Genomic DNA, 18316 nt, shown 5'->3' with positions numbered 1-18316 from the left:
TCGAAAGCATAAAAAAGCCCGCCCTCATTTGAGGACGGGTTTTTCTCTTGTAACCCAATCTACTATTTACTTTCTTTAATTATTTGTTCTGCTGCATCTCTACTCCTCCGCCATCGCCTCCACTTTTCAAGTCATCGTTGCTTACAGATTTTTTCTTTCTCCTGTTTTGATCTACGCTCAGCTTACCAATTCTGTAGCTAAAGTTGATCTTGAAGTTCATATTTCGCATGATGTTCGTGCTATTCTGAACAATCGTAGCTGTGTTGATTTCATTCTTCATCTTGAACTCCTTAGTCAGGAAGTTATCCGCTCCGAAACCTATAGTGCCTCTCTTCTCGTCAAACTGCTTGTTGATTCCCATTCCATACATGTAGAATCCTCCTGAAGAACCTTGCAATTGAACCTGGCGACCTCTAGCAAAAGTAAAAGCCTGAATCTGCCAGTCATTTGGTAAAGAGTAGTTACCAAATAAACGTCCGCTGATTACGAATCCTTCATTTGATGCTGCATACTTAGGATCTGTCAGTCCATTATCAAGCATAGAGTAATACGCATCCACACTTGCGTTTAAAGAGATTTTATTATTGACACTAATATTTGTGAAGATATTAGTACCTACTGCATTCTCTTGGCCGATATTATCGTACCCGGTGTAGATCACTCCGTCTTCAGCTACAGTTCTGATTGATTGAATAGAACCGGAAGTATTTCTGAAAAAACCACTAAAGCTTACCATTGTGTTTTTGAAGAAGGTACTATAGCCTAACTCATAGTTATCCGTGTATTCAGGATCCAATTCTGGATTACCCTGAGAGACCTGAAGCGGGTTAGATGAATCAATGTTTGGATTCAAATATCTAAGCGATGGACGTGAAATTCTTCTATTATATGAAGCTTTGATCATGTTACCATTTGCCAATTTTCTACTCAAGTTCAAGCTAGGTACAAATGTACCGTAGGAAGGAATGTCAGCCGCAGTAGTCTCAGTCTTAAAGTCAGCATTGATCGTAGTGTACTCGTATCTTATACCTGGCTTGATTGTATAGTTTTTAAACAAGGTAGCTGTGTACGAAACATAACCTGCAGTCACATTCTGATCATAGCTAAATGCATTACTCAAATTTGGATTTGGATTCTCTACATATGCTCCATCTGCTCCATCAGCTTGGAAGTAAGCAAAGTCAGAGTAAGCTTTTCTCAAGATATTTTTAGCACCATATTCTAAAATCGACTTACCTTCTTTTCCAAGTGGCTCTACTAGGTCCAGTTGAACGGTAAACTCTTCATTTTTGCTTGGATTATTATTCTTCAATCTTGAATCGATTGTAGACATATCCTCTTCAAAAAGGGTGTTTACAAAGGAATTTTCGCCGTTGTTTCTGCTATACAAAGTTAACAAGGAGATTTCCTTACCTTTCTTCTCAAATGTTTTAGTATAATTTAAGCTAACATCTACCGAATTCGAGTTATCCTTTGTGTCTGTTTCTCTCAGTTGATTTCTTACTAAAACGCCATCCAAATAGTTTTGAGTCAGGAAATTCTCCTGATTGCTGCTTCTGTTTCTAATCCCAAAATTCACAGCTGCAGTCAAGAAGTTGTATTTATTAACCTCATAGTCTACTCCGAAGTTATATCTTCCAAAAAGCTGGTTGCTTTTAGTATCGGCTGATTGCTGGATAGTGGAAATAGAATTATCTGGGTTAGTCACCAATTGCTTGTTAGCAAAACTACCATTGATGTTATAGCCTGATCTACCATGACCACCTAGTGTGAATCCAAACTTACCTTTTCTAGCACTTGCATTAAGCCCCAGATCAGAACCTCTTAGCCCTACTCCTGTACGGATATTTGCAGACATCCCCTGAAGGTTGTTCTTTTTGGTAATGATGTTGATAACACCAGAAGTACCTTCCGCATCGTATTTAGCAGAAGGAGAAGTGATCACTTCTACCTCTTTAATCTCCTCTGCAGGAATTTGCTTCAATGCATCAGTGATGCTGCTTGCTGCAATAGCAGACGGTCTACCATCGATCAAAACCGTAATATTGCTACTACCTCTCATCGACACGTTTCCATCCAAATCCACAGATAACATGGGAACTCTTCTCATCACGTCTGTTCCATCACCACCTGCCGTAGTTCTATCGTTTTCAGCTTTATAGATCGTACGATCCACACGCTCTTCGATCAAATCACGCTGTCCTTGTACAGTTACTTCTTCCAACGCTAAACCCTCATCAGACATTCCGATTTCTCCTACATTGACGTCTCCTGTTTTGGATTCAACTTTGATTCCGCTTACAGTTTTGGTTTCAAAACCCAAAAAGCTGAGTTTCAAATCATAAGTCCCTGGATCCATGCCTGTGATAAAAAACTTTCCATCACCATCAGCAACAGCTCCAGCGATATTGGTTTCGCTCCCCGCTTCATACAGTGCGACTGTAGCATAGGCTACAGGTTCCCCTGAACTCACATCTTTAGCTGTACCAACTATTTTGGCAGGAGTAGTTGCTTTTACAGTAGTCTGCTGGGCCATTAAGCCACTTGCGCTGATTAGTAGTAGAGCTGCGATAATGTTTAAAAACTTTTTCATGTGTAGTAGATAATTGCTCATTTAGGCTGGTGAAAGAAAGTGACTGTGCTTATTATTTATCTGAAGCCCCTTTCGCTTACACCAGTTTATTCAAATATTTGGGCCTCGTGCTAATTGATACCCCAAAACAACAGGGTTTGTTTCGCAGTTTTTCATCAAATAGACGGCTAGGGTGTATTTATCGACAAACACCCCTTTTCGTCAGACAAAGGGCCTATATTAATCTGCGAATTGCTTTATCTAGTCAATGGGACTTTTCGCAGTCTTATTCAGCTATTTCGTAGATTACATTTTATATAAAGAAGTGCTTTGCTTTAGTTTGAGTACTGAAAATCAGATTTATGATCAATCTAAGTCCCAAAAGGAGCGTCTCTATTCTCGTACATATTCTTGGCTGGTCCATGCTCAGTACGGTACTCCTCCTTCTATCTCCTCTCTCATGGCGAATCGATATTCCGGTTGAGTTTTGGGTGAGGCAGGTATTTATGGCTCTTCTTCTAGTATGCCTTTTCTATGTGAATATGCTCTGGTTTGTACCAAAGGTCTTACTGAAAGGAAAACACGCGATCTACCTCATATCCATTATTCTTGGAGGAGTCTTTTTTGTAGGAATTCTTATTTATGCGGACAACTTTCTACATCTACCGGAATTGCTGCATAAGGCTTTCAACCCAGATGAGCCCTATATTCAAAAGCCAAGAAGAGTTTCAGGAGACATCTTTAACGTAATGCTTTACTTATTAACTATAGGTATCAGTACTTCGGTGGCTTCGGTACAGAAATGGCAAAAAGATGAAGCCCTGAGAAGAGAACTGGATCAACAAAGAATCAATACTGAACTCTCCTATTTGAAAGCACAGATCAACCCGCATTTCTTCTTCAATACACTAAATAATATCTATGCGCTGACCAATCTGGATGTGAAAAAGGCTCAGGAAGCTCTCTTGAAATTATCTAGAATGATGCGCTATGTATTGTATGAAAACCAGAAAAATGAAACCCTTTTGAGTAGAGAGGTAAGCTTCATCAACGATTACATTGAGTTGATGAAAATGAGATTGACTGAAAAAGTCACGCTAAATATTTCCATCGACGAACCAAAGGATGACTTAGTAATCGCACCTATGCTTCTCCTTCCATTTATGGAAAACACTTTCAAACACGGAGTAAGTAGCCAGCAACAAAGTGAGATCATGATTAAGCTGGAAATCATGGGCACTACCGTCTTCTTTGAAACGAGAAATCACATTTTCCCCGTCCATACAGATAGCCCGGAAGCCAAAGAAAATGGCATTGGACTGGTAAATACCCAGAGGAGATTAAGTTTGCTTTACCCAGATAAGCATAGACTGAAATTTGGAAAAGACGAAGCTAAACAAGAGTATTGGGTAAATCTTACTATTAATCTGGAATGAAATCGATCATGTCTCAAGCATCAAAAAACGTGATGATTATAAGTTTTGGGAGATTCCATAGCTTGTCCCGATTTTTCGGGATGGCCGCTGAAAATCATATTAAAAGCACATGAAACTCAACTGCGTTGCCATAGATGATGAGCCTCTTGCTCTTGAGTTATTGAGTAAATTCATCGAGCAAACATCCTTTCTGCATCTGATTGGTAAGTTTTCCAATGCAATTGAAGCCTTGGGCTTTATCAATCAAAATGAGGTTCAGCTTGCCTTTATGGATATACAGATGCCTGATCTATCAGGCATGGAGTTAGCAAGAGTATTGGACGGAAAAAAGAATTCTGATAAAACCAGAATCATCTTTGCAACAGCCTATCATCAGTTTGCCATAGAAGGCTACAAAGTAGAAGCGCTGGATTACTTGCTAAAGCCATACAGCTACGAGGACTTTTTGAATGCAGCTACCAAAGCATTTTCCTACTTTGAGAGGCAAGAGCAGCCAAAGGCAGAACCGACTTCGGTTGATAGTTCTACGCCTGAATACATTTTTCTAAAAGTAGAATATCAGCTAGTCAAAGTGATGCTTAAAGATATTGGGTATGTAGAAGCATACAAGGATTATGTAAAAGTGCATTTACTTTCCAAGCCCAATCCTTTGCTTTCATTGACCAGCTTGAAAAGTATGGAAGAATTACTGCCTTCAGATAAATTCATGCGAGTTCACAGATCCTATATAGTGGCGCTGGATCATATCGACTCTGTATCGAAGAACGTGATCCAAATAGGAAAAAACCATATCAGCGTGAGTGATAATTACAAGGATGCTTTCTTGGAGTTTATGAGTCGGTGGATGAATTGAGTTGGTTTTGATCAAAAATAAAGGGCTGCTTTCACTTAGAAAACAGCCCTTTATTAGTAGCCTTGGCTTGAATCAATTAGTTTTTAGATAAACCTCTTGGCTAGTACAAAAAGCATTTGGTGGGCACATGAATGAAAGCTGCGTATAATCCTCTTCAATTGCATAATCCGAATAATACTCATCCCCATCTGACAGGGTTAAATCGGCTTTAGGCATGTAGTAAATATCAAAGAGATTCATCGTATAATAATCTTGCCATCTTAAAGTGACTTTTCCATTAACGATAGTATAAGTGCCATTATAGTATGATCTATAACCAAGTATATCATCCTCATCAGCCTTAGTAGTATAGTTTTCGCTGGAAAATGTTCCATCTGATTTAAAATCCAGCGTATTGACTAGATCGAGTTTTCCTCCTGTCATTTCAATTTCAACAGTAGACACATATTTACCTTCTATTCTTGAATTTGGAGATGGTTCCTCTACATCTTTGCAACTAAAAATGACTAGAACTAAAGCGATCAAGGGGAAGAGTTGTGTTTTCATAATGGCTTGCGATTTAAGTAAAGATAAAATTTGGTTAGGATAAAGAACAACGAAATCTTAAACTTTACGGAGAGTAGTTCCAAAACGCTACAGACAGGTTGATGTTTTTATATAAAATTCATCCAGAAAAAAACCTTATCAGTAAGTAAAAACTATGAGAAGTAATTCTTGGAGTTTATGAGTCGCTGGATGAATTGATGTGGAATTTGGTTAAAAAAAAGACTGTTTTCTAAGTGAAAGCAGCGTTTTATATTATTCAGTTGCTATTCAATCAACCTTTACATATATCTCGGGAGGAGCGCAATTCACATTTGAATCACAGATGAACAAATGAGTTAATTGGGAATAACTCTCGTGGATAGAATAATTTTTGGTAGAACCTTGGCCTTCAGATGGACGCAAATCCTCTTTAGGTAAATAAAGCACATCATTTTCATAATACATGGAAGTAACATCACCAAAGCGTAGAGTTAAAATATCATTTTTGATAGTATAAGTACCAGTATAGTATCTTGTGTATCCTAATATTTCATCTTTACCAGATTCAGTTGCATAATCTTCTCCATAGAGTGTCCCATCTGATTTAAATTCAAGTGTATGCACATAATCAATATCGCCTAAAGGTGTACTTACTACATACGACGAAAGATATTTTCCTTCGACTTGTACATATGGGCTGATACTATCATTATCATCTTTGCAGCTAAAAAGAATAGTGAACAGTACGAACAAAGCAAGCTGTTTTATTTTCATCTGAGAATTGATTTTGTGTGAAATAAAAGATTTGGCTGATAGAATAAAATCGAAATCTTAAAATTTACGTCAATTATCATCCAAACATTACTTATAAGAGCTTTAATTTCAAAAAGAGATTAGAAAAAACTTAGGTCCACTGCTGGAGAAGCAGAATAGCGACAATCCAAACTTCCAGCCCCCTATCTCACTCTAAGGGTTCACTGCGGTTTAAAAACTAAAAACCCGATCTCTCGACCGGGTTTCAAATTATTATCTTCTTCCGCCTTTTCCTGGAGGAAGCATTTTGCTCATCGCGGCTTTGGCACCGCCCATTTTGTTCATTTGCTTCATCATCTTACGCATATCAGCAAACTGCTTCATGAGGTTATTCACCTCCACGATCGTTCTACCAGATCCTGCAGCAAGTCTCTTTCTTCTATTGCCATCGATAATATCAGGTTGTTCCCGTTCCGCCGGAGTCATAGACCTGATGATCGCTTCGATAGGCTTGAATGAATCATCATCTATATCCATTCCTTTCATGGCCTTACCCATCCCTGGAATCATACCAAGTAGATCCTTGATATTACCCATTTTCTTCACCTGCTCCAGCTGAGATAAAAAATCATCAAAGTTGAAATTATTAGAACGGATCTTGGAATTGATACGCTTGGCTTCGTCTTCGTCAAAGGACTGCTGAGCTCTTTCCACCAAGGAAATCACATCACCCATTCCTAGGATTCGCTGAGCCATACGATCTGGGTGGAATACATCCAGATCTTCCATCTTCTCACCTGTAGAGATAAACTTGATCGGCTTATTCACTACATGACGAATGGAAATAGCTGCACCACCCCGAGTATCTCCATCGAGCTTGGTCAGTACTACACCGTCAAAATTCAATCGCTCATCAAAGGTCTTGGCAGTATTCACCGCATCCTGACCCGTCATGGAATCGACTACAAAAAGTGTCTCCGATGGATTCAAAGCTTTTTTCAAAGCTTCGATCTCATTCATCATCACCTCATCCACGGCCAAACGACCAGCAGTATCGACTACAACGGTCTTCTTACCAGTTTTCTTTGCATAAGCGATCGCATTGTTAGCGATTTCCAGCGCATTTTTATTCTCAGGCTCAGCGTAAACCTCCACGCCGATTTGCTCACCTAATACTTTCAACTGATCAATCGCAGCTGGCCTGTAAATATCACAAGCTACAAGTAAAACCTGACGGCCTTGCTTCTTCAAGTGTGCGCCTAGCTTTCCAGTAAAGGTGGTTTTACCAGAACCTTGAAGACCTGAGATCAAAATAATGGATGGATCACCAGAGATTTTGATGTCCTCCTTTTTCCCGCCCATAAGCTTGGTCAGCTCTTCCTGGGTGATTTTGATCAATAATTGACCTGGAGAAACAGCAATCAATACATCGCGACCAAGAGCTTCGGTCTTGATGGTATCAGTGACTTCTTTGGCTACTTTATAGTTAACATCGGCATCGATCAAAGCTCTTCTGATCTCTTTTACGGTCGTGGCGACGTTTATTTCGGTGATTGTCCCGGTACCTTTCAGCGTTTTGAAAGCCCGGTCTAATTTCAAACTTAAATTATCAAACATTCCTTATCTGGCTATTTGGTGCAAAAGTAATGATTTTCATCAGCTATGGAAAGGAGAAATCTATCTAATCGAGCCCGAGTCTAGCTATTTTTCTAGATGGGCGTTTGCCTATAAATCCCTAATTTGCGCACGCATCCATTTTCCAAAGAAAAACTCTTTTCATGCAGCTGAATTTCAAAAAAGACGTACTTCCCCATCTATTGGGAATCGCCATTTTCTATGCTATTGTAGTCGTTTATTTCGCACCTGTAGTACTTCAGGATCAGGTGATCATGCAAGGTGATATTCTCAAATGGGAAGGATCGGCTACGGAAGCATTGGATTATCGAGAAGCCACAGGAGAAGAGGCACTATGGACAAATAGTGTTTTTGGTGGAATGCCCGCCTATTTTGTCAGCTTGGAGTTCGCAGGTGATATTACTACATCTCTTCTTTCCATCATCACGCTAGGCCTTCCCCATCCCGTAAATAGTCTTTTTCTCGGCATGGTGGCTATGTATGCATTGATGCTGACGTTCGGAGTGAGACCTGTTTTTGCAATCATCGCGAGTATTGCATTCTCTTTGAGTTCATACAACCTCCTGAGTTTGGCAGCCGGTCACAATGCTAAAATCTGGGCAATCAACTTGATACCACTGATTCTCCTTGGAATTCACCTCGCTTTCAAAAAGCAACGTCTTTTGGGCGCTGGTGTCTTGGCACTTGGATTACTTCTCCAACTCAAGTTCAACCATGTGCAGATCACTTACTACACCTTGATTATCGCTGTAATCTACGTGTTAGTCAGAGTTATTTTTGAATGGAAAAAAGAAGGTTTTGCTGAAATCGGGAAAACAATTGGTTTCTTGATTTTAGGTGCAGTTTTAGCTGTGGGCGGAAATATTGGAAGAATTACCACCGCTTTGGAATACGCACCTTATTCTACTCGAGGCAACGCGACATTAGAGACAGCCTCCGCAGGATTGGATAAAGAATATGCTTTTTCTTGGTCAAACGGTAAGCTGGAAACGCTGACCTTATTAGTGCCAAATTTCTATGGAGGCGGAAGCAGCACACCACTCGGAGAGAACACAGCTTCTGAAAGAGCTTTGCGAAGCAATGGATTAGATCCTGCTCAAATCAACGGATTCTTACAAGGAGCTCCAACCTATTGGGGAGATCAGCCATTTACCGGAGGGCCGATTTATGGAGGAGTGATACTCGTTTTTCTTGCTTTCATCGGGATTTGGGCTGCGCCAAAAGAGAGCCTTTACATTTTCGGTACGATCATCATTTTATCTCTGATGCTTTCTTGGGGTAAAAATTTGAGTTGGTTTAACTACCTACTTTTCGACATTCTACCAGGATACAATAAATTCAGGGCTGTCTCCATGGCTTTGGGAATGACACTTTTTGCAATTCCTGCTTTGGGAGCTATTTCTTTGGAAAGAATTTATAGAAGTAAGGATTTTAAGGCGCTTTACATTGCTGGTGGAGTCGTAGGAGGCTTATTACTTATCTTGGCAGTTGGTGCAGGGATTTTCAGATTTGAAGGAGCCGGTGATGCTGGCTTACCTGATTGGCTAATCAACTCACTTCGTCAGGACCGAAAAGCTATGCTTTCAGCAAGTGCCTGGAGAAGTTTGGCTCTAGTGGGTGCTTCCTTCGCTTTGATCTATTTTGCTCTGAAAAACAAACTCTCTGACCTAGTTCTTGGACTTGGAATATTTGGGTTGGTGACCATAGATCTCTGGTCTGTTAATAAGCATTACCTAAACGATGATTCTTATCAGGGAAATCCTGCAAGAACCTATTTTACTGAAACTCCTGCCGATCAGGAAATTGCCAAAGATGATTCCTATTTCAGGGTTTTAGATCTCACGGAAGGACTAACAGCGACGGGCAAATCACCTTATCGTTTTCACAGCCTTGGTGGTTATCATGGAGCCAAAATGCGGAGATATCAGGATTTGCTGGACAATAGATTGAACTTCGAGTTGAATGATTTTGTAAAAAAAGCACAGGAAGGCAATTTTGATTTTGAAGGTATTCAGACCATCAACATGATGAATACTAAGTATGTCATCGCTGGGGCTGCCGCCAATTCAGTTTTTGAAAATCCTGAAGCAAATGGACCTGCATGGGTTCCTTCTCAGATTGTCACAGTACAGACAAATCAGGAAGAAATGGATGAGTTAGGCAGAATTGACACCAAAGCCCAAGCGACTGTAAATACTTCTGAGTTCGGAGAGGTCAAAGCTGGTTCAGGTCAAATTACGCATACTTCTTATGCTCCGAATGAATTGAAATATCAAGCGGAAATGAGCACTGAAGGATTGGTAGTTTTCTCAGAAATCTATTATCCAGTAGGCTGGACCGCGACAATTGATGGAAAAGAAACTGACATTCTACGCACCGACTACCTACTCCGCGGGTTGGTGGTTCCTTCAGGAACTCATGAGATTGTTTTCAAGTTTGAACCTAAAAGCTATACCGCTACTAAAACTCCAATGATCATTTTCCAATACTTAATAGTATTGTCCCTGATCGCTGGGGTGTTTTTCACGATCAAGAAAAAAGATGGAAGAGGATAAGGATAACATCTTCAGTTTTTATGATCAGTTTGCCGAAAACCAGGAAAAACCTGGGATAAATTCCCGCCACCTAAATATCCTGGATAAGGTCAAAGCTGCCGGATTGAATGCAAATCATAGCGTTCTTGAGGTAGGCTGTGGAACAGGGATAGTGAGTCACTTACTTGCAAATCAGGTAAAACAAGGTGAAGTATTGGCTCTGGATATTTCACTTGAAAATATTAGAAAAGCGAGGACAATTTGGAAAGACCAGTCTAATCTCAGATTTGAAGTTTCAGATTTGGCAGACTTCCACAAGCAAGACCAAACTTTTGACTTTTTCGTTTTTCCTGACATTTTGGAGCATATCCCGGTGGATCAGCACCATCGCCTTTTTCGGAATGTCCACATGCATGCACACAAGGATTCGGTGATATTTATCCACATTCCTGCGCCTCGTTTTTTACAGTTGATGATAGAAAGCGATCCGCAAAAACTACAGATAATCGACCAACCGCTGGACTCAGGTGACTTGATCAAGAGCATCACTTCCAACGGCTTTTACCTGGAAAAAATGGAAACATACCCAATCTTTTTCGATGAGAAGGATTATCAATACTTTGTTTTTAAAGCTTCCAAGCCACTTTATCAATCAACTCCTAGAAATAAATGGGAGATACTGAAAGAGCGAATTGGGATCAGATTAAAACATGGAATCTTAAAATAGCAATATGAAAATAGCAGCAAACACAGTCGTCGGACTCACATACGAACTTAAAGTAAGCAAGGAAGCTGACGAGATAGAATCAGCACCATTCAGTGTAGAAATCCGTGATACAGAGGACCCTTTCTACTTCCTTTTTGGAGCAAGTGATCTTCCAGAAAAATTCGAAGAATTATTGGTTGGCAAAGAGCAGGGTGAGGGATTTTCCTTCGTGATTCCTGTAGCAGAAGCCTATGGTGAGATAGATGAAGATCTTATTGTGAATTTGCCAAAGTCGCAGTTTTCAGGAGAAAATGGCTTTAACCCAGAAATGCTGGAAGAAGGTAATTTCTTGCCTTTGATGGATGAAGACGGGTATCCAATGCAGGCAAAAATTCTTAAGGATATGGGCGAAGAAATTCTATTGGATTTTAATCATCCCCTGGTAGGTTTCGATTTACATTTTGAAGGAAATATCGAGGAAGTTCGTGATGCTACGAAAGATGAATTGGCGCATGGTCATGTTCATGGTGCGCATGGAGCTCATGACGAGGAATAGCCATTTGTGACTAGTAAATATTGTAAGAGGTAAGAGGTTAAAAGTTTGACTTCTTGCCTCTTTGTTGTAAAAAGGCAGTAACCAAGACAACAATGACAACCTGCTAATCACTATTTCAGACAGAGAAGCTCCAACAAATAATGGCTAATTTATCTGGGAAGAAACAAAACTAAGTCTGCTCATTCTGTACTTCATCTTTTACTTTTTCCTGAGCAATTTCCTCCATATCCTCCTCCATTACCCATCCTTTTGATAGTGCGTATTGAGAGGCTTCTACGGTGTTTTTCACCAAAAGCATTTCTACTCCCAGAGTTTTCAGCTCCTCGCTTATTTTCGCAACATGAGCATGCTTGGAAACGTGGACATCGCGGATGAAAATCATCAAAATTCTCCCTTGAAATTCCTGAACAATTTGGAGATAAATGGAAGGGTCCTCTTGCCCACTATCGCCAATTAGCATAAAAGGCAGCTGAGAATAGGTAGACAAAATATTACGGATTTGCTCCAGTTTATGCTCTGAGTGACTTCCCGCGATCAGCTGAGTTCGGGACAAGCCAATATCCCGAAGCATCAATGGACCTTTGGGAATATGGTGTATCTGAAGTAACTCTTTCAGAAAATCAAATAGATTCCAAGGACTGCTCGACACGTAGAAAAAAGGATTGCTCTCGATCCCATCTGTTCCTTTTTGCAAAGCCTTATAGAAAGCAGAGACACCCGGGAAGGGCGTTCGAGTATGTGCATTCTTGGCAAAAGTCGTTTTCAGCATCTCGGTCATACGCATGGCTCCAGTAGGAATGATCGTATCGTCTATGTCCGAAATTATCCCATAATCAATGTTCCCCTTTGGCAAAAACACATCTGCCAATGCGGTCACCTCACCTTGATTTCTGATCACCCGCTCCACCAAAGTCAATTTGATCTGCTGCCAGCGTGCGGAAAATGGGATCCGTTTATTGGGATGAATTTTAAACTCAAAATACCCCTCTTCATCCGTTTTGACGAAGTATTTTTCTCCTTGAAATTCTGCCATTACCTCCACACCTGGAATTACCACGGTCATAAATCTCCTGCGCATTTTACTGATATTCTGCCAGACAGTATCATCAGGTGTGGAAGCCCCTACCCTATTATCGCGGATTACCCGGCCTACCAGTAAAATCTCTTTTTCATTCCCAAACCCTTCATACGGCACAATCAAGATTGATTTCACCCAGCCCAACTTGATCCAAAGCCACAACACAGCCTGATTGATTGCTAATTTGGTTTCGTATAGAACAGTAAGAGGTAAGTTTCTTTTTTGATTGGAAGACATTGGTAAAAAATTTTTCCCTGTTAAAGCGTCATCAACTTCGCATCATCCCAAGATAAATATACACGGTCACCTATTTCGTATTTTCTCTGTGAATCATCCACTTCCCAAGTGATTCCACTTTCTTTGAGTTGCACCTGAAGAGAATTATAGTGCACCAAAAACCTCGAATCTGTCACATGTGCAATTAATCCGCCTTTGGTTCTCAACTTTACATCAGCGGGTCTGATATAACTATTCTTAGAATCGGGAAGTTTATTTATTGGGCTGAAAAGCTGGGCGACATATTTAGTCTTTGGCTTTTCACAGAGCTGTTTTGAGGTGCCTTTTTGAGCGATTTTCCCCTTCTGCAAAATGATCAGATTGTCTGTCAATCGGAGGGCATCGTCCAAATCGTGTGTCACAAATATAACCGTGGTCCCCAGTGCTTTGAAAATCTCCTTCAACTCTGTAATCAGTCGATGTGTCTGAATCGTGTCCAGCGAAGAGAAAGGTTCGTCTAGCAATAAAATGTCTGGTTCTACAGCCATGGCCTTACCAATAGCCACTTTTTGCTTTTGCCCTCCAGACAGCTGACGAGGAAATCTATCTCTAAATTCATTCAACCCTAAAAGTTTAAGCAAGTATTCAACTCTGCTTTTTGCATATTCCTTTTCGTAGTGAAGTAATTGCCTGGAGATATTTTCCTCCACCGTAGAATTGGGATATAAATGGAAATTCTGATGAATCAATCGGATCTCGTCGTACCCGGAAACGATCTTCTGATTTGGGTTCAAAATCGGCTTACCATCTAAGAAAACTTCCCCAGAATCCTGCACTTCCAGACCTGCCATGATTTTCAGTAAGGTGCTCTTACCGGATCCGCTTTCGCCTACGATTGACAGAAAATCCCCTTGGGCCATTTCAAGTGAAAACGGAAGCAACGCTGGTATTTCATCGTAGGACTTGGAAACATTTGAAATGGAAAAATAACTCATGGGCGAATTTCAGCTTGAAGCTTTTTGGTCAAGCTGCCAAAGATAAGCGCGTAAGAATGATCCGCCAATTCCAAAATCAAGCGATCGGGAACATTTCCAATTGTGCTCACCGAATTCCACTGCTGCTTATTCATGTGATAACCTGGAGTAATTCCATCGTATTGCTCACGCAACTCCACAGCCCGCTCAGGATCGCATTTCAGATTGATGTATTGAAATTCCGAAATGGAGCAGATCGAAAAGATTTTATTGCCCACCCGAAAGCAAAGTGCATCGGCATCAAAAGGCGTATCTTCAGTCACTCCAGGCTTTGCTAGACAATAATCGCGGTAATATTCTAAGGTCATAGGAAACGTAATTGAGAAAGGAAATTAATGAAAAGAGCTAGGAGAAAAAATGTCCATGCTTTTTACAGGACATACAATTCACTATTTTCCAACTATCATCGAACCTCAACTCTTCTCTAAAACACTATGAGAATAAATTTACTTGCTTGTACCTTGATCCTAATTCTTGCAGGTTGTCATTCATTGACCAAATCTAAAATCACTAAAAAAGACTTAAACAAGGATATAGAACTAGTCACTACTGAAGGATCAATTGTCATTCGTCTCTATGATGACACTCCCTTAAGTCGCAATAATTTCCTCAGCTTGGTCAAAGCAGGGATGTATGACAGCATCCTCTTTCACAGGGTCATCGAGAAATTTATGATTCAAGCAGGGGAAAGAGTTCATGAGGATTCATTTACTAAAAAGAAGGAATTGCTCGGCTTCGATGACCTTATTCCAGCGGAGATTACCAGTTCGCATTTTCACAAAAGAGGAGTTCTAGGGGCAGCCCGGGAAGGCGATGATTCAAATCCTGCACAAAAAGGAAGCTTTATCCAATTCTATATTGTGCAAGGAAGAACCTACACGGATAGCACGCTTGATATTGCTGAGAATCGCATCAATAAAGGGCTTGCATACAACCATGTCATAAACGATCCTGCTACCAGTTCTACTTTTGCAGCATATCAAGAATTATTGAAAAATCGTAACCCAGGCGATAAGGAGGCCATCGGCATCTTGAAAAGCCAGCTTGATTCCCTAACTGAAAACTACTTGAAAAGCATGACTCCATATCACTATCCAGAGTCACATCGAGAGGCGTATAAGACTGTTGGTGGAGCAGCACATTTGGACCAAAACTACACTGTATTTGGTGAAGTAATCTCCGGAATGGAAATCGTCGATAAGATCGCAGCGGCCGAAACAAGCAATCGCGATCGGCCTTTGGTAAATATCCTGATCTTAGCTACCCATTTGATTGAGAGAGAAAAATAATTCTAATTCCTCCTTTTATTTCAAGGACCAAAAGCTTCTAAACCCCATAAACATCATTTTCTAACCAACTTTAATTCTTCCCTTAGCATGGCGATTGTATGAATAGGCATATTAACCCTATCATTCATTAAAAACCAAAGCAATATGGGAATTGTAAAAGTATTGGAGGTAATCGCCTCCTCAGAAAAAGGAATTGAAGATGCCATTCAAAATGCAGTAGATGAAGTCTCCAAAACTGTCCACAACATTGACTCAGTCTATGTGAAGGATATCAAAGCGCACGTGAAAGACGGAAAAGTGACTTCTTACGGATGTGTCTGCAAGGTTTCCTTCAGGGTCGATCAATCGAAAAACGTTTAATTCGAGCTCACGAGTGTGGCATCCGCCGCACTCTTTTTTATTTATTCCTGGCTCGTTCAGGTAGGTTGTTCTATCTTTTTTACTTTTAGAGTCAACAATGTTTTACTCTTCATGAACACCAAACTAGTCATGACTTCCAGCGCGATACTAATGTATGCAGCAGGAATCATCCTCTCCTTCGCACCTGATTTGATTTTGCAAGTTTTAGATCTTAATACTGATCAAATATCCTTGTTTTTGATGCAAATAGTAGGTGCTCTTTATTTTGGTTTTGGAATGCTGAACTGGATGAATAAGGGCCGACCAATAGGCGGGATTTATAACCGTCCCGTAGCAATAGCCAATCTGAGCCATTTCATGATAGCAGGTCTTGCCTTGCTGAAGGGACTTTTATCTAACCCTGCATTACCCGCCTTTATTTGGGCATTGGGAATCCTTTATATTGGCTTTGGAATCGCTTTTGGGCTGATTCTTATTCGTCATCCACCTGCAGATTAATCCAATACCTAGCCATGAGAAATAATAAATTCCACTTGCCAACATTACTGTTCGGATCACTTTTCCTACTTCTTTCTTCATTTGGTATGGTATTCATTTCTAAGAAAAATCAATCTGCCCAAGATCAAAACCAAGTAGTAAGAATGGCAAAACTCAAAATCCATCCAGAAATGCTTGAACGCTACAAAATCTTTCTCAAAGAAGAAATTGAAACATCTGTCCGCGTAGAACCAGGGGTTTTGGCGCTAAATGCTGTCTCAGATAAAAGTGATCCAACTAGCATAACAATTTTAGAAATCTACGCCAATCAAGCTTCTTATTTAGCTCATTTGGAAACTCCTCATTTTTTAAAATACAAAAACGGGACTTCCGAAATGGTCAAATCTCTGGAGCTAGTGGAAGTTGATGAAATAGCCCTGAGATCTAAAACCAAATGATATCAAGACCAGTTGGTGACATAATTCACAAACTGACTGGCATTTATTACCCATCTTTGCACCATGGAAAAATACATCAAAGCAATTGCTGACGGCTATTATGGCTATTGGAATTACTTTATTGGAGAGATCCTGAATCCTAGCTGGCACAATTACTTTTACTGGCTGGTGGGAGCATCTTTGGTGATTTATGGCCTTGAGATTCTTTTCCCATGGAGAAAAAATCAACCGCTAATCCGAGAACATTTTTGGCTAGACATTTTCTATCTTTTTTGGAATTACTTCCTATTTGCGCTGGTCGCATACAATGCCCTTTCTATGGTGGCTGTGGAGGCCTTCAATGATTTTCTAGGATTATTTGGCATCACGAATACTGTCGCCATCAAAGTAGATCAGCTGCCTGGCTGGCTGCAATTGGTGATCATATTTATAGTCAGAGACTTCATGCAATGGGCCATCCATCGAATGTATCATCATGTGGATTGGATGTGGGAATTTCATAAAGTCCATCACAGCACGCGAGAAATGGGATTTGCAGCCTTACTTCGCTATCACTGGATGGAAAACATCCTATATCGTACGCTAGAATATATCCCTCTTGCTATGATTGGTTTTGGGATTACGGACTTCTTTATCGTCCATATTTTCACGTTGGTTCTAGGGCAACTTGGTCATGCCAACCTGAAAATCCCTCTTGGTCCATTTAAATACATTCTAAATGGCCCTCAAATGCACCTCTGGCATCATGCTAGGGAATTGCCAGAAAGTCACCCACATGGGTTCAATTATGGGATTTCATTGAGCCTATGGGATTTCCTTTTTCGAACCAATTACTGGCCATCAGATGACGAGAATTTACTTGTTGGCTTGCCAGATAAGGATAAGTTTCCGGAAGATTTTGTAGGCCAAACCGTAGAGCCTTTCAAGAGGATTTTTAGAAAAAAGATATAAAAAAGCCAGTGAGATTGTCCCCACTGGCTAGATTGAGGATAATCAGATTATTTTATCTCAACAATCTTCGTGTGAACAGACTCATTGATAAAATATACTTTTTTACCTCCAAAGGATTTCTCTTCCGCGTTATAGCTTGCAGCCTGAACCAAACCAGAAGAAGTAGCTTTTAATCCACTTAATTCAGATGCGGAGAACGTAACAGAAGTTGTTTTGGATTCTTTGGTAACAGTTGTTTTTCCATCAGAAATCACCCAAAGGATGTTATCTGTATTTGAAGTCATAGTCTCGATCGACAGTGTGATGTCCGAGCCTTTGCTAAAGCTAGCTGCCACAGAAGAAGCAAATTTCACCTGAGAAGGCATTTTCTTAGTAGTAGTATGCGAAAACGCATCAAAACCACTACCTCCTGCCACTTGCCAAGAATTGGCTTGCCCTGGCACAAGTGAATAAGAGAAATCCGTTGGGTTGTTGATGTAGGCGTTTCCTCCAGGAATTGTGAGCGCTTTGGTGTTTAGTTTCACCTCCCCCACATTCACAAGATTGCTGCCTACGGCTCCATTGAAAAATGAACCTGAAGCTACATCGATAGCGATTCCACTAACTCCTGGTACGCTAGGTACGGAGCTGGGAAGGTCGGAGTATGATAATACGGCAGCTAATACTGCATTTGCATCAGATGGTGCAGTTGGCGTTGGACTAGTCTGAGTCGTTTGTGTAGGATCTTTGTCATCATCCGAACTACAGGCCGAAAAAGTGATAACGACTCCTAAAAGTAGAGCCCAAAGTGTAGAGTTGAAAGTTTTCATATGTGTAATGGTTTAAAATACATTCCAAAAGTAGCCTGGATGTACTTTTTGCACCATACGGCATTTAGCGTATT

Annotated in this window: 18 protein-coding genes; 10 read left to right on the top strand and 8 right to left on the bottom strand. The window is 40.4% G+C overall.

The annotated features are described in order from the left end of the window. Positions 1–79: 79 nt before the first annotated feature. Complete coding sequence (locus AACZ87_RS06695) at positions 80–2593, bottom strand: TonB-dependent receptor (protein WP_339865925.1); 2514 nt, start codon at positions 2591–2593, stop codon at positions 80–82. Between the two features lie 341 nt (positions 2594–2934). Here AACZ87_RS06695 and AACZ87_RS06690 point away from each other — a divergent pair, with 341 nt between their 5' ends. Together AACZ87_RS06690 and AACZ87_RS06685 are read left to right on the top strand one after the other, a co-directional pair. Beyond that, positions 2935–4008 (top strand): histidine kinase, encoded by a 1074-nt coding sequence (locus AACZ87_RS06690; RefSeq protein WP_339865924.1) that lies wholly within the window; start codon positions 2935–2937, stop codon positions 4006–4008. Between the two features lie 109 nt (positions 4009–4117). Further along, positions 4118–4861 (top strand): LytTR family DNA-binding domain-containing protein, encoded by a 744-nt coding sequence (locus AACZ87_RS06685; RefSeq protein ID WP_339865923.1) that lies wholly within the window; start codon positions 4118–4120, stop codon positions 4859–4861. A gap of 72 nt (positions 4862–4933) precedes the next feature. Here the strand turns inward: AACZ87_RS06685 and AACZ87_RS06680 are convergent, their stop codons facing one another. The 3 genes from AACZ87_RS06680 to ffh all read right to left on the bottom strand — a co-directional run bounded on the left by AACZ87_RS06680 (position 4934) and on the right by ffh (position 7756). After that, a complete protein-coding gene (locus AACZ87_RS06680; protein ID WP_339865922.1) occupies positions 4934–5407 on the bottom strand; it encodes a hypothetical protein in 474 nt (157 codons plus the stop codon). A gap of 267 nt (positions 5408–5674) precedes the next feature. Further along, positions 5675–6139, bottom strand: coding sequence for a lipocalin family protein (locus tag AACZ87_RS06675; RefSeq protein WP_339865921.1), 465 nt, complete (start codon positions 6137–6139; stop codon positions 5675–5677). Between the two features lie 273 nt (positions 6140–6412). After that, entirely contained in the window at positions 6413–7756 is a 1344-nt protein-coding gene (ffh, locus tag AACZ87_RS06670; protein WP_339865920.1) for a signal recognition particle protein, read from the bottom strand. Positions 7757–7917: 161 nt separating this feature from the next. Here ffh and AACZ87_RS06665 point away from each other — a divergent pair, with 161 nt between their 5' ends. From AACZ87_RS06665 to AACZ87_RS06655, 3 genes are read left to right on the top strand one after another with little or no spacing between them, the layout of a single operon-like run. Continuing rightward, the gene (locus AACZ87_RS06665) at positions 7918–10329 is read left to right on the top strand and encodes a YfhO family protein (protein ID WP_339865919.1); all 2412 of its coding nucleotides are present in this window, start codon (positions 7918–7920) and stop codon (positions 10327–10329) included. After that, entirely contained in the window at positions 10316–11035 is a 720-nt protein-coding gene (locus AACZ87_RS06660) for a class I SAM-dependent methyltransferase (RefSeq protein ID WP_339865918.1), read from the top strand. The genes AACZ87_RS06665 and AACZ87_RS06660 overlap by 14 nt, the downstream gene beginning before the upstream one ends. Before the next feature lie 4 nt (positions 11036–11039). Then, on the top strand, positions 11040–11570 hold the full coding sequence (locus AACZ87_RS06655; RefSeq protein WP_339865917.1) for a peptidylprolyl isomerase: 531 nt from the start codon (positions 11040–11042) through the stop codon (positions 11568–11570). A 169-nt stretch (positions 11571–11739) separates the two neighbouring features. Here the strand turns inward: AACZ87_RS06655 and AACZ87_RS06650 are convergent, their stop codons facing one another. The 3 genes from AACZ87_RS06650 to AACZ87_RS06640 are packed head-to-tail and all read right to left on the bottom strand — an operon-like array spanning position 11740 to position 14206. Then, positions 11740–12885 carry a phosphatase domain-containing protein gene (locus AACZ87_RS06650; protein ID WP_339865916.1) on the bottom strand — a complete coding sequence of 382 codons (1146 nt, stop codon included), beginning with the start codon at positions 12883–12885 and terminating at the stop codon, positions 11740–11742. A 20-nt stretch (positions 12886–12905) separates the two neighbouring features. Beyond that, entirely contained in the window at positions 12906–13859 is a 954-nt protein-coding gene (locus AACZ87_RS06645; protein ID WP_339865915.1) for an ABC transporter ATP-binding protein, read from the bottom strand. Then, positions 13856–14206 (bottom strand): MmcQ/YjbR family DNA-binding protein, encoded by a 351-nt coding sequence (locus AACZ87_RS06640; RefSeq protein ID WP_339865914.1) that lies wholly within the window; start codon positions 14204–14206, stop codon positions 13856–13858. The genes AACZ87_RS06645 and AACZ87_RS06640 overlap by 4 nt, the downstream gene beginning before the upstream one ends. A gap of 126 nt (positions 14207–14332) precedes the next feature. Between AACZ87_RS06640 and AACZ87_RS06635 the strand changes: the two genes are divergently transcribed. The 5 genes from AACZ87_RS06635 (at position 14333) to AACZ87_RS06615 (ending at position 17433) form a co-directional block, all read left to right on the top strand. Further along, a complete protein-coding gene (locus AACZ87_RS06635) occupies positions 14333–15187 on the top strand; it encodes a peptidylprolyl isomerase (protein WP_339865913.1) in 855 nt (284 codons plus the stop codon). Positions 15188–15331: 144 nt separating this feature from the next. Further along, positions 15332–15547 carry a dodecin family protein gene (locus tag AACZ87_RS06630; RefSeq protein ID WP_283413798.1) on the top strand — a complete coding sequence of 72 codons (216 nt, stop codon included), beginning with the start codon at positions 15332–15334 and terminating at the stop codon, positions 15545–15547. Between the two features lie 111 nt (positions 15548–15658). Beyond that, entirely contained in the window at positions 15659–16045 is a 387-nt protein-coding gene (locus AACZ87_RS06625) for a hypothetical protein (protein WP_339865912.1), read from the top strand. Positions 16046–16059: 14 nt separating this feature from the next. Then, positions 16060–16482 carry a putative quinol monooxygenase gene (locus tag AACZ87_RS06620; RefSeq protein WP_339865911.1) on the top strand — a complete coding sequence of 141 codons (423 nt, stop codon included), beginning with the start codon at positions 16060–16062 and terminating at the stop codon, positions 16480–16482. 63 nt (positions 16483–16545) lie between these two features. Further along, positions 16546–17433: a sterol desaturase family protein gene (locus AACZ87_RS06615; RefSeq protein ID WP_339865910.1), complete on the top strand. Its 888-nt coding sequence runs from the start codon at positions 16546–16548 to the stop codon at positions 17431–17433. Between the two features lie 47 nt (positions 17434–17480). Here AACZ87_RS06615 and AACZ87_RS06610 read toward each other — a convergent pair whose 3' ends face one another. Then, positions 17481–18242 carry a hypothetical protein gene (locus tag AACZ87_RS06610; protein WP_339865909.1) on the bottom strand — a complete coding sequence of 254 codons (762 nt, stop codon included), beginning with the start codon at positions 18240–18242 and terminating at the stop codon, positions 17481–17483. Positions 18243–18316 lie beyond the last annotated feature (74 nt).

It is taken from the genome of uncultured Algoriphagus sp. (genome assembly GCF_963974365.1).
In the GTDB taxonomy this organism is placed as follows: Bacteria; Bacteroidota; Bacteroidia; order Cytophagales; family Cyclobacteriaceae; genus Algoriphagus.
Note: the sequence above shows the minus strand (reverse complement) of the source record. Positions and strands in the feature narration are given on the sequence as shown.